The sequence below is a fragment of the Candidatus Binatia bacterium genome, from assembly GCA_023150935.1.
GTDB lineage: Bacteria > Desulfobacterota > Binatia > HRBIN30 > HRBIN30 > JAKLJW01.
The window spans coordinates 1-11480 of record JAKLJW010000069.1; the positions used below are offsets into that span (position 1 = coordinate 1).

Genomic DNA, 11480 nt, shown 5'->3' on the forward strand with positions numbered 1-11480 from the left:
CGCGTCAACATGGCGACGATGCGCACCAGCAGCTCTTTGCCGCTCTTCCACTGCGGCTCCGCGATCACCTCACAGTGCGCTTGTCGGCCAGGCAAGCCATCGCTGCCGCGTTATCGACCCCACTGGCTTTCGATGATCAACGTACAGTCCGGCAGCGGGCAATCGCCCGTCCAGCGAATCGGAAACGAGTACGTCGCTGTGCTCGGAAGGAGCCAGGCGTCCACCGAGAACTGCGCCGTGAACGAGACGCCACAGATAGGAGACGGGTCGGAGAAGTGCGTTTCCGCATTGATCCTGCCGGACCGCTCGACGATGCCTTGGAACTGCACGCCGTTGCAGTTCACGATTTCCAACGCCTGTCCACTCTGCGTGATCTGGAATCGGCAGGGGCCCTGCAGGCCCAGTAACGCAAGCACGAACGAGCTCGTCGATGAGCGCTCCACAGCTTGACGAGCGCAGGAGGGCATCGGATGAGTACCAGGTGCCCGACACGTCATGGCTGTCATCACAGCCGCTGAGGACTGCAGCAACGGCCGCAAGGATCTCGTCAATCGTGATCTGACCGTCCGCGTTTCCGTCGCCGACCAGACAGGCGGTTGTGTCGGCGCCTCCCAACGCGATGCCCACCAGCGTGAGGATGTCATCGACGGCCATTCCGCCATCGGCGTTGCAGTCGGGGCACGAGACCGCGGCACCGCGGGCACCTGCTATTCCCACCTCCGGCAATGATTCACCGCCAAGCGCGGGTGAATCATCCGTCAGAGAACCGACGGCCACCTCGACGACACCGCTAACCTCTCCCGTAGCCGATCGAGGTGCCATAGCCGCGGGGGGCACCCGAACTGCGCATTGATCGATCCCGCACGCTGAGGCTTACGCGGCGCGCCGGATCGTTACGTGAGCTTCGAGACCGGCCGCCTCGAGGAGGCGGAGGACGCGATCGATGGTGACTCGTTGCAGGCTGCCGGACAGGATGCCGGTGACCGCGCTGCGGGGCAGACGCGAGCGGCGCGCCAACTCCGCGTGGGTCAGGTGCTGGCGGTGCGTCTCGCGCGCGACCGCGGCGATCAGCTTTGCCTTGAGCACGGCCTCGACGCCGCGGCTCTTGGGAACGTCCAGCAGCGCCGCAAGGTCCGCGGGTGTCGTGGTTCGTTTCATCGGTACATCTCCTTCAATCGTTGCTGTGTCAGTTCGATGCGGCGCGCGGGGCTCGTGGCGGTTGTCTTCTTGAACGCGTGGAGGACGTACACGTACCCAGCCCGGACCAGTGCATACAGAACGCGGTACTGACCGGACCGGTCCTTCAATCGGAGTTCGTACACACCGGGCGCGACACTGGGCATGGGCCGAGATAGTGGCATTGCCAGGGACAACCCGGCATCCGAACGCGCGAGGGCGTCTGCCAGATCGCCCCGGATTTCGGCGGGCAGATCCGCGAGCTCCCGCCGGCACGCTCGATGAGCGACGATCACCGGGGGCAATGTCTCATGGATGAGACCGGCTGTCGAGCCCCGCGGCCTCGACGCGCGTGTCGGAGTACACGCTCCGAAGAAACGGGGTTCGGGGGGAGGCCGTGGAACGATGGTACCTTTGGTACGTTAAGTCGAGCGTGAAGGGCACGTTCCCGCTTCGTTCCGCCGGCTTCTTCTGGTAGGAAGCCGCGCAATGCCCGGCTACGTGATGCGCTCTACCCGCGCGACCCCTCGCCTGCCGCTGCACGGGCGATTCGACCTCACGTATCGCTGCAACCTCGACTGCCGCCACTGCTGGCTGCGCCTCCCGGCGGGGGCGCCGGAAAAGGGACGGGAACTCGACCTCACCGAGATCCGGGACCTCGCCGACCAGGCCCGCGCCCTCGGCTGCCGCGAGTGGAGTTTGTCCGGCGGCGAACCCATGCTGCGCGCGGATTTTGCCGAGATCTTCGACTACTTGACTGCCGGTGGTGCGCCGTACCGACTCAACACGAACGGCACACTGATCACACCGGCCATTGCGCGGCTCCTGCGGCGCAAGGGCGCGAAGATGATCGCCCTGTACGGCGCGACTCCGGAAGTGTGCGACCACGTGACACGGTTGCCCGGGTCGTTCGAACGCACGATGCGCGGCATCGACTGCCTGCGCGAGGCCGGAGCCGGCTTCACCGTGCAGGTCGTACCCATGCGCGACAACTTCCACCAGCTCGACGACATGATCGGCCTCGCGGAGTCGCTCGGCCGGCCCTGGCGCATCGGTGCGGCGTGGCTCTACCTGTCGGCTTCGGGCGACGAGGAGCGCAACGCCGAGATCCGACGGCAGCGACTCGCCCCCGCCGATGTGATCGCACTCGACAAGCCGGACCCCTCCGGCGGCGGCGACGCCGACGGCACTGTGTGCGCCGGGGCTCCACAGGCGTCGTGCGAAGGGGGCCGCCAGGAGGCGCGGACGGACGACCGCCTGTTCGCGTCGTGCATTGCCGGGCGGCGCGACTTCCACGTCGACCCTTACGGGCAACTGAGCTTCTGCAGCTTCGTCAAGGACCCGGCCCTGCGCTACGATCTCCGGCGGGGGACAGTGCGCGAGGCGTGGGAAGTGTTCGTGCCCGGTGTGGCCGAGCGCGCACGGGGCGGGTCCGAGTACGTGGAGCACTGCGCCACCTGCGCACTGCGCAGCGAATGCCGCTACTGTCCGGTCTACGGCTACCTCGAGCGCCGGCGTCCCGCGGCGCCCGTGGAGTACCTGTGCGGCGTGGCGCGGGAGAGCCGGCGATTCAAACAGGACTGGCGCGCCAACCATCGCCGTTACTACCGGGTCGGGGGTCTCACGGTGCAGGTGGACGCCGACCTGCCTTTCGCCGCAGACACCTTTGCGTCCAATGTCGAGGCCTTCCGGGTCGACGGACCGGGGGAGGACAACATCGTCATCCGTCACCACTTTTCCTTGCCGTCGCTCGATCCCGCGAAACTCGGGGTCGAGGTGTACCGTCAGCCGCCGTGGGCGATCTATCGAAAGGGCGGGGCGTGGATCTACGTGGGCATTTCCCCGGCGGGCGGCGGCGCACCTCCACATCGAGTGGCGGTTTTCGACCGCGATCACGGCCGGGGCCGCATCTACTCCCCGGACGGGGAGAACTTCCGCAAGGGCGGCCTGCACGCGCTGACGCTGCTCCCCACCGACCAGATCCTCTTGTCGCGCGTGTTGGCTGACCGCGACGGCTGTTTCCTGCATTCCAGCGGAGCGATCGTTAACGGCCAGGGACTGCTCTTCGTCGGGCATTCGGGCGCGGGCAAATCGACGATGGTCAAGCTGCTGCAAGCCAGTGCGCGCAATGCAGAAGGGCAGGGCGGAGGAGTGGGTGCCGAAATCCTCTGTGACGATCGGAACATCGTTCGGCGCTATCCGGACGGCTTCCGGGTTTTCGGCAGTTGGAGTCACGGTGAGGTGCCGGCCGTCTCTACTCGCTCGGCGCCGCTGCGCGCCATCCTGTTTCTGGAGCAAGCCTCCGAGAACCGCGCCGAGCCGGTGCAGGATCGTCGCGACATCGCGCGCCGCCTGTTGGCCTGCCTGATCAAGCCGCTGCAGACTGCCGATTGGTGGAACAAGACGATGCTCCTGGTGGAGGCCATGGCGCGGCAGGTGCCGTGCTACCGGTTGAGGTTCGATCGCAGCGGGCAGGTTGTGGCGCTCCTCGACGAGATGACCGGCCGGGAAATCCGCGGCGTGGAGGACGTTGCGTGACGGCTTATGCGGTGGTCCGCCGCGACGGCGAGGGGGCGCTGTGGGAGGGCAAGCCTAAGCCTCCGGGGCGCCTCGACGTGGAGCTGACCGAGCGCTGCAACTTGAGCTGCATCCACTGTTACATCAACCGGCCGGCGGGCGACCGCGAGGCGCGGGTCCGCGAGATGAGTACCGAGCGGGTGCAGGCGGTTCTTCGCGAAACGGCCGCGCTCGGGTGCTTCACGGTACGCTTTACGGGCGGCGAGCCGCTGCTGCGCGAGGACTTCGCCGAGCTGTACAGGTTTGCCCGCCGCCTGGGGCTGCGGGTGCTGGTGTTCACCAACGCCACCCTGATCACGCCGGAGATTGCCGATCTTTTCGCCCGGGTGCCTCCGCTCGAAAAGATAGAGATCACTGTCTACGGGATGAGTCCGGAGAGCTATGCGGCAGTTACCGGGGTGAGCACCGCGTATCGGGCCGCTCGGCGCGGCATCGCGTTACTGCTGGAGCGCCGTGTGCCCTTTGTGGTGAAAGGCGCACTGTTGCCGCCGAATCGCCACGAACAGCAGGAGTTCGAAGCCTGGGCGGCCACGATCCCGTGGATGAGGAAACGGCCGTCCAGCTTGCTGGACCTCAACCTGCGTGCCCGGCGTGATTCGCACTCCGAGAGCGCGCGGATCGAAGCGCTGCGGCTTTCTCCGGAGGATGGGGCTGCGATTCGGGGGCGGGACCGAGCGCGCTACCGGGCCGATATGGCCGAGTTCTGCGGTAAGTTCATCGGCCCGCCCGGAGAGAAGCTCTTTTCCTGCGGCGCCGGTATGGGGGTGGGAAGCGTGGACGCTTACGGGAGAGTGCAGACCTGCTTACTGCTGCGTCATCCGGACACCGTCTACGATCCGGCGGCGGTGGAAGAGACGGCGGTGTCGGAGGCGGGCCTGAGTGCGGCGCGCGTGCGCCTGTTTCCGGCCGTGCGGGAGTTGCGTGCGCAGGACCCGGAGTATCTTGTCCGCTGCGCGCGCTGCTTCCTCAAGGGACTTTGCGATCAGTGTCCGGCGAAGTCGTGGATGGAACACGGCACGCTGGACACGCCGGTCAGCTACCTCTGCGAGGTAGCCCACGCCCGCGCGCGGGACCTCGGGCTGCTGGCCGTGGGCGAGCGGGCGTGGGAGGTGACGGACTGGAAGAGCCGCGTCGCGCGGTTGCGGGCGGAGGCAGCCGGGGTTCACGAGGCGAGTGACGCCGGCGGAGAAGAAAGGGATCGGACATGGAGACTCGGGTAGACTTGAGCAGTGTGTGCGCGCCGTCGGCGGACGTCGTGGCGCGCGACATCGACGGCGAGTTGATCATCGTTCCCCTGACCGCTGCGGCGGTGGCCGAGGGCGAGCAGGACGCGATCTTCACCCTCAACGAGACGGGCCGGGCGGTTTGGGACCGTCTGGACGGGTCGGCCAGTCTGGGGGAAGTCGCGCGCGCCCTCGCCGGCGAGTTCGACGCCCCGGCGGGAGAAATCGAGCAGGATGTAATCGGATTGGCCGAAGAACTGCTGAAGCGCGGCATGCTCGTCGAAGCGGTGCGGCGCTAGGGTCGACCGTTAGCCGCAGAGGTCCTCTGGCGCGGAAACGGCTTCGTCGATTCGGGTCGAGCGGTATGAACGGCAGCCTGGTGCTCGCGTCGCTGGAAGTCGGGAAGGCACTGGCCGACAGCGGTCGGGCGAAGTTCCGTGCGTACGGCACGTGCATGTACCCGACGGTTCGGCCGGGCGACGTCCTGCACGTGGCATCGCGGACCGTCGAGCAAGTCGATGTCGGCGACATTGCCGTGTGCCGCCGCCATGGATTTCTCTTCGGGCACCGCGCCATCGCCAGAGGGGTGAGCGGCGAGGGACCGTACATCGTGACCCGACCGGACGGTGCCTCCGGTGCGGACGACGGGCCCACCTTCGCGGATGACGTGCTCGGCGTGGTCACGGAGATCGAAAGGCATGGGCGGCGTTACCCCACCGCTGTCGAACGCCACGCCTGGCCGAAGCGCACCTGCTTCGCCCTCCGGTTGCGGCTGCTGGGGTGGGGAAACGCCGCGCGGTATCGCGGGTTGCGTGGACTCACCCCGTTGCAGCGCCGCGCCGCCTGGAGGCACGCCGGAAATCTCTGGCTGGCGCTTACCCGCCGCGCGCCGTCGTTCGTCGTATGGTTGCCGCTGCGAGCCGGGCAACGGCACGACTTGCACTGCGCTTTGCCGGCGGATGAGTTCGACGTGCTGGCTCCGACATGGCAGGGCCGTCTCCCCGAGACGTGGTCGCTCCTCTTGCGGTTGGGTGACGACCCGCGGCCGGCCGTGCGGGCCACCTTCGTCCCGTGCGACGCGGCGCAGCCCGCCGTCGGCTGGACGGCGACCGGCGTAGAGGTGCGGCGGCGCTATCGCGGCCTCGGCCTGGAACCGATGCTCATGGAAAAGGCCGCATCTATTCTTGCGCGCAGAGGCGTGCAGCTCGTCGAACACCGTGACCGCCGTGACGGGGAGTAGCCTCGTTGCCCGTCTGCGCCGGGTGGTGCCTCTCGTCGTGCGGCAGCGGATCGAGAATAGCCGGCTCGTCGTGCGGCATCGCTCCCGCTTCGCCAACGTATTCCACTGCACCGTGTATCGAACCGGGAGTCAGTGGATGCGGCGCCTTCTGTCTGACTGGCGCGTGTACCGGTATTCGGGTCTCGTCTACGAGATGCGCTTCGAGCGCATCCTTGGCAGCGCTGAGCATCCGGATCGCACCGTCGCTCCCCGTTTCCCGTTCTCGGAGCCGTTCGCGCCGGGACTTATCGTCGGTTTGTACGCAAGTCACGAGGGTTACGCGCGTATTCCGAAAGCAGGCGACAACCGGACGTTCTTCGTCCTGCGCGATCCTCGCGACATCGTGGTCTCGCACTATTTCGCTTCGTTGCGTGACGATCGGGGGTCGGGTGCGCGTCGCGCTTCTCGGGTGCCGCGGGAGCCGGAAGCGGGCATGGCCTGGATGATGGAGTGGCTCGATGCGATCGGGTTGTTCACGGCGATGCGGTCGTGGGTTGAGCGCGGCGCCGGCGATCCCGGGACGCTCGTGCTCAGGTTCGAGGATCTGGTCGGTCCTCGGCAAGTCGAGGTTTTCGAGGCGTTGTTGGCACACTGCGACATCGCCATGCCGAGCGGGGTCGTGCGCGAACTGCTGGACGACTACACCTTTGCGGTGATATCGGGGGGCAGGCGTTCCGGCGAAGAGGACAGGTGGTCCCATTATCGCAAGGGGGTTGCCGGGGATTGGCGGAACCACCTGACGGCGGGGCACCTGGGAAAGTTCAGGTCGCTGACCGGGGACCTGGTCACGCTCGCGGGGTACGAAGGGTGAGTGAAGGCGCGAAGACGAGGAGGGATGAGTATGAGTGAACGCAAGCGGTGGCAGCGGCCTCAACTGGTCGTGCTGGTGCGCAGCCAACCGGAGGAAGTGGTGCTGACGGCGTGTAAGACCGGTACCAACGACCTCCCTGGCGGTCCGCTGGACGCGGACGTCCGTTGCGTGGATTTCCATCCGTTGTCGGGCTGCTTCGCTTGCAGCGGCGCAACGGCGTCCTAGCGGCGAGGTTGTCAGAGTCCGTGATCCGCGTCCGGGGTCCGTCGCCCGCGAGCGCCTGCTCCGGGCGCTGGACCAGGGACCACCCCGCCACGGGCGCGAGGGTCTGCCGTGCCGAGGTTGCGGTGGGTCGCTGTGGCGATGACAAGAGCCTACGTCTCGGCGCGTGAAATCCAGGACCTGCCGCTATGGGCCGCGCGTCGCGCCCGTCGCGCTCTGTTCTCGTTCGATTTGGAGATAACGGCTCGCTGCAACCTCGACTGTCGCCACTGCTACATCAACTTGTCCGCCGGCGACGCGCAGGCGCGGGCCCGCGAACTGAGCGCCGGCGAGATCGACGACATCGCCGCGCAGGCGGCCGAGCTCGGGGCTATGTGGTGTCTGATCACGGGCGGCGAGCCGCTGCTACGGCCCGATTTCCCGGACATCTACCTGGCACTGAAGCGCCGTGGCCTGTTGGTGTCGGTGTTTACCACGGCGACACTCGTCGACCGGGGCCACGTCGAACTGTTCCGCCATTACCCGCCGCGCGACCTCGAGGTGACCGTCTACGGGACGACACGCGAGACCTACGAGCGCGTGACGCGCCGCCCGGGTTCGTTCGATCGCTTCAGGCGCGGGTTGGACATGCTTCTTGCCGCCGGTGTGCCGGTCCGGCTCAAGGCGATGGCCCTGCGGTCCAACGTTGACGAGATGGGCGAGATCGCCCGGTTCTGCCGTGAGCGCACCAGGGACTTCTTCCGCTTCGACCCTCAGCTTCACTTGCGCTTCGACGGCAATCCGGCGCGCAACGCGGAGATCCGCGCCGAGCGCCTCTCTCCGCAGGAGGTCGTGGCACTGGAACGTTCGGATGCCGAACGGCTGGAGTCGATGGAGCGCGATTGCGCGCTCTTGATCGACCGCGACCGCGGCCACGACGTCTGCAACCATCTCTTCCACTGCGGCACCGGCAGGAACAGCTTCAACGTGGGCTACGACGGTACGTTCCGGTTATGCTCCTCGCTGTGGGCGCCGGGTACCACCTACGACCTGCGCCGGGGGAGCTTGCGCGACGCGTGGGAGAGCCTCGTGCCGAGAGTACGGGCGATGTGTTCCGCCGACCCGCGGTTCCTGGAGACTTGCCGGGCCTGCGAGCTGGTCAATCTCTGCCTGTGGTGCCCTGCCCACGCCCACCTGGAGACCGGGCGGCTGGACGGCGAGGCGCCGTTCTTTTGTGCCGTTGCGCGCGAACGGGCGCAGATGCTGGGATAGCTCCGCCGCTGTACCGCCGTTGCCGCGGACCGGGCCATCACGATGATCGATACCTGGCTTACCTACCTGCGGCAGGGTCTCGGGCGAGTCCCGACCGTGGACCCGCTGGCGCGGCGGGCCGGTAGGGCCGGGGCGGTGGCCAATCTGCGCAACCTGCGTCCGTTCGCCGTGCGTTACTGGAAACACGCGGCGGTGGGATCGGTCGCTGTTTTAGTGGCCTCGCTGCTGGGCCTGGTGCCGCCCCTGGTTACTCGGTACGTGGTCGACGACGTCATCCTGGATCGTCGGCTTGGCCTGCTGGCGGGGGCGGCGGCCGTACTGATCGGCGCGAAGCTGCTGGAGAAGCTGGCTGCGGCGGTCGACCAGTTCAGTTTTGCCCGCTTCGAGCAGGCGGTTCTGGTGGACATTCAGCGCGCCTTGCTGGATCGCGTGCTGCGCTTTCCCAAGTCGTTCTTCGACGACGAGCATACGGGCTATCTGATGTCGCGGCTGTCGGCCGACGTGCAGGGGTTGCGGTGGTTTTTTTCGCGCACTCTGGTCGGCCTTCTGAGCCAGTTCCTGCGCCTCGTGGGCAGCGCGGCCTTTCTCTTCTACCTCGATTGGCGGCTGGCGATCGCCGCCCTGGTGCCGCTGCCGGCGATGGCGGTCGGGGTGAGGTACTTCTCGCGCAAGACGCGCGTGCTGAGTCGCCAGAGCATGGAACAGCAGGGGAACGTCTGGCGGCGGGTGCAGGAGTCGCTTTCGGCGGCGACACTGATCAAAGCGCTCGCTTCGGAGGCGCGAACGGTGAAGAGCATGACGTCCGAGTGGCGTGCCGCGGCCCGGCTCGCGCTCGAGCAGAGTGCGGTCGGTTCGCTTGCCGGTGTCGCCGTCAACTTGCTCCCCGAAATGGCGCGCGTCGGTGTGCTTGTCGCCGGCGCCTACTGGGTAGTGCAAGACCGCTGGAGCCTCGGCTCGTTGCTGGCGTTCATCTCGTACGTCGGCTTCGTGTACGGACCGGTCCAGATCCTCGCCGCGGCCAATCTGCAGTTGCAGGGGGCGTTGGCCGCGCTCGAACGGGTCTCGGCCCTCTTCGACATCGTGCCCGAGGAGAATCCGGAGACCGGCCTGGCTGTCGATCGGTTGCGCGGCGAGGTGGTCTTCGACCGGGTGTCGTTTTCGTACGACCGGCGCGAGCCCGTTCTGGAAGACGTCTCGTTTCGTGTCGGCCCCGGCGAGCATGTCGGTATCGTCGGGCCGAGCGGGGCCGGGAAGACCACGCTCGCAAGCCTGATACTGCGCTTCTATCGGCCGACCCGAGGGGAGGTGTGGTTCGACGGCCGGCCGGCTTCCGATTATCGGCTCGACGCCTTGCGCCGGCGCATCGGTTACGTGCAGCAGAGTCCGTTGCTGCTCTCCGGGACGGTGATGGATAACCTGCGCTACGGACATCCCGATGCCGCTGCGGAGGAAGTGCTGCGCGCGGCGCGAGTGGCGGGCATCCACGAGTTCATTGCCGGCTTGCCCCGAGGATACGATTCGACGGTGGGCGAGCGGGGTATCAACTTTTCCGAGGGACAAAGACAGCGCCTGGCCCTTGCCCGGGCGTTGATCGGCGATCCGGATATACTGGTGTTGGACGAGCCCACATCGGCTTTGGACGCGCGGACGGAGCATTCGATCTTCGCGGCCTTGCCCTCACTGGTGCGCGAGAAGACGGTGTTCGTCGTGACCCACAGGCTCGCGACGGTGCGGCGCGCGGATTGGGTCCTGGTCTTGAACGACGGCCGCCTGGAGGCCTGCGGCGCCCACGCGGAACTGATCGAGAGCAGCGCCGTGTACAGTGCGCTGATTTACGAATTCCGTGTTTGATCGCATGGTGCGAAGAATTTCGGAATGCGGATTTCGGATTGCGGACGACGGATTCATGAGTTCCGCAATCCGCATTCCGCAATCCGCAATGGGTTGCGGGCGAAGCCCGCGCCGATGAACGATCGACATGCCGGCAACGGCGATGGTTTGGAAGAACAGCCCGGGCGGTTGGAGGCCCGGGGTGCCGTGCGCGTACAGGTTGCCGGCGGCTGGGTGGCCGCCGCCACTGCGGCGGGGCGTGAAGACAGATACTTCGTCGTCGACCGCTGGCGCGATCGCGAGGTTCAACTGGCGCAGACCAGCGACCAACTCGCCAGGGCGACCGATCTGATCAGCCGGTACGTCGCGACCCAGGTCGCGCAACAGATTCTCGCCGGGAACTACGGTGCCGTCGACCGCCACGAGCGCCGCGGAGCTGTCTCGCCAGCTCAAGGTTGCGACGGAACGGATCACCGCGACTGCCGCTGTACACTCCGCGGCTGATCAGCCGCGGAGCATCACAATCCGCCGAAGCCGCAGCTCTGGCCGTCCTGGTCGTTGCCCAGGGCTGTGGGATTGCCGCCCCTTCGGGGCTCCGGGTAGACGCCGAAGGGCGCCATTCAGTAAGCGCGTCACTCCGAGGCGAGTGCGTCGATGACCTCGTCGAGCCCTCGGGTATGGGCATGCAGATGAAGGACGATGGCACTCAGCTCGCCGAGGATGTCGCTGCAATCGCGGCGCAGGGCGCGCGCCTTGGCGAGCTGCTGCAGCAGCAGGAGCACCCTCGCGCACTCCTCTCCAAGCTCAGCCAATTCCCCTTCGACCGGCTCGGCCTCATGGGCCTTCGCCGTCGCCGTTCTCTTCATCTTCGTTCTCCAAGGCGCTTCCGCGCCCGATCGATGCCATCTCGAAAGGCTCGAATCTCGGTTTCCAGGTGGCGGATGCGGCCCCCGTCCGGCTGCGCCCGCGCGCGTTCGAGCAGGATCTTCGTCCCATGCTCCCGGATGCGTTGCTCCAAAGTGTTTAACTTCTTCAGTACTCCGGTTCATTAATTCGGCAGCGTATTCCGTTCGCCCCGAGTAGCACCATCTTTCCGGCGGCGTATCGAGGG

The 11480-nt window shown here is 67.0% G+C and carries 14 protein-coding genes; 10 read left to right on the plus strand and 4 right to left on the minus strand.

Annotated features, from left to right (window positions below; genetic code table 11):
* Positions 1-110 precede the first annotated feature (110 nt).
* Positions 111-416, minus strand: coding sequence for a hypothetical protein (locus L6Q96_22240; protein MCK6557269.1), 306 nt, complete (start codon positions 414-416; stop codon positions 111-113).
* Between the two features lie 79 nt (positions 417-495).
* Here L6Q96_22240 and L6Q96_22245 point away from each other — a divergent pair, with 79 nt between their 5' ends.
* A complete protein-coding gene (locus L6Q96_22245; protein ID MCK6557270.1) occupies positions 496-729 on the plus strand; it encodes a hypothetical protein in 234 nt (77 codons plus the stop codon).
* A gap of 144 nt (positions 730-873) precedes the next feature.
* Here the strand turns inward: L6Q96_22245 and L6Q96_22250 are convergent, their stop codons facing one another.
* On the minus strand, positions 874-1158 hold the full coding sequence (locus tag L6Q96_22250; GenBank protein ID MCK6557271.1) for a helix-turn-helix domain-containing protein: 285 nt from the start codon (positions 1156-1158) through the stop codon (positions 874-876).
* Positions 1155-1472, minus strand: coding sequence for a type II toxin-antitoxin system RelE/ParE family toxin (locus L6Q96_22255; GenBank protein ID MCK6557272.1), 318 nt, complete (start codon positions 1470-1472; stop codon positions 1155-1157). Before L6Q96_22255 ends, L6Q96_22250 begins: the two co-directional genes overlap by 4 nt.
* 193 nt (positions 1473-1665) lie before the next feature.
* On the opposite strand from L6Q96_22255, the gene L6Q96_22260 reads away from it, so the two are divergent.
* From L6Q96_22260 to L6Q96_22300, 9 genes are all read left to right on the plus strand, one after another.
* On the plus strand, positions 1666-3714 hold the full coding sequence (locus L6Q96_22260) for a radical SAM protein (GenBank protein MCK6557273.1): 2049 nt from the start codon (positions 1666-1668) through the stop codon (positions 3712-3714).
* On the plus strand, positions 3711-4973 hold the full coding sequence (locus L6Q96_22265; GenBank protein ID MCK6557274.1) for a radical SAM protein: 1263 nt from the start codon (positions 3711-3713) through the stop codon (positions 4971-4973). The genes L6Q96_22260 and L6Q96_22265 overlap by 4 nt, the downstream gene beginning before the upstream one ends.
* Positions 4958-5275, plus strand: a complete 318-nt coding sequence (locus tag L6Q96_22270) for a PqqD family protein (GenBank protein MCK6557275.1) — start codon at positions 4958-4960, stop codon at positions 5273-5275. Before L6Q96_22265 ends, L6Q96_22270 begins: the two co-directional genes overlap by 16 nt.
* Before the next feature lie 65 nt (positions 5276-5340).
* A complete protein-coding gene (locus L6Q96_22275) occupies positions 5341-6216 on the plus strand; it encodes a hypothetical protein (protein MCK6557276.1) in 876 nt (291 codons plus the stop codon).
* Positions 6203-7066 (plus strand): sulfotransferase domain-containing protein, encoded by an 864-nt coding sequence (locus L6Q96_22280; protein MCK6557277.1) that lies wholly within the window; start codon positions 6203-6205, stop codon positions 7064-7066. Before L6Q96_22275 ends, L6Q96_22280 begins: the two co-directional genes overlap by 14 nt.
* 30 nt (positions 7067-7096) lie before the next feature.
* The gene (locus tag L6Q96_22285; protein MCK6557278.1) at positions 7097-7291 is read left to right on the plus strand and encodes a hypothetical protein; all 195 of its coding nucleotides are present in this window, start codon (positions 7097-7099) and stop codon (positions 7289-7291) included.
* 138 nt (positions 7292-7429) lie between these two features.
* Positions 7430-8539: a radical SAM protein gene (locus L6Q96_22290; protein ID MCK6557279.1), complete on the plus strand. Its 1110-nt coding sequence runs from the start codon at positions 7430-7432 to the stop codon at positions 8537-8539.
* Positions 8540-8581: 42 nt separating this feature from the next.
* Complete coding sequence (locus L6Q96_22295; GenBank protein ID MCK6557280.1) at positions 8582-10390, plus strand: ABC transporter ATP-binding protein/permease; 1809 nt, start codon at positions 8582-8584, stop codon at positions 10388-10390.
* 114 nt (positions 10391-10504) lie between these two features.
* Positions 10505-10873 carry a hypothetical protein gene (locus tag L6Q96_22300; protein ID MCK6557281.1) on the plus strand — a complete coding sequence of 123 codons (369 nt, stop codon included), beginning with the start codon at positions 10505-10507 and terminating at the stop codon, positions 10871-10873.
* Between the two features lie 128 nt (positions 10874-11001).
* Here the strand turns inward: L6Q96_22300 and L6Q96_22305 are convergent, their stop codons facing one another.
* A complete protein-coding gene (locus L6Q96_22305) occupies positions 11002-11235 on the minus strand; it encodes a hypothetical protein (protein ID MCK6557282.1) in 234 nt (77 codons plus the stop codon).
* Between the last annotated feature and the right edge of the window lie 245 nt (positions 11236-11480).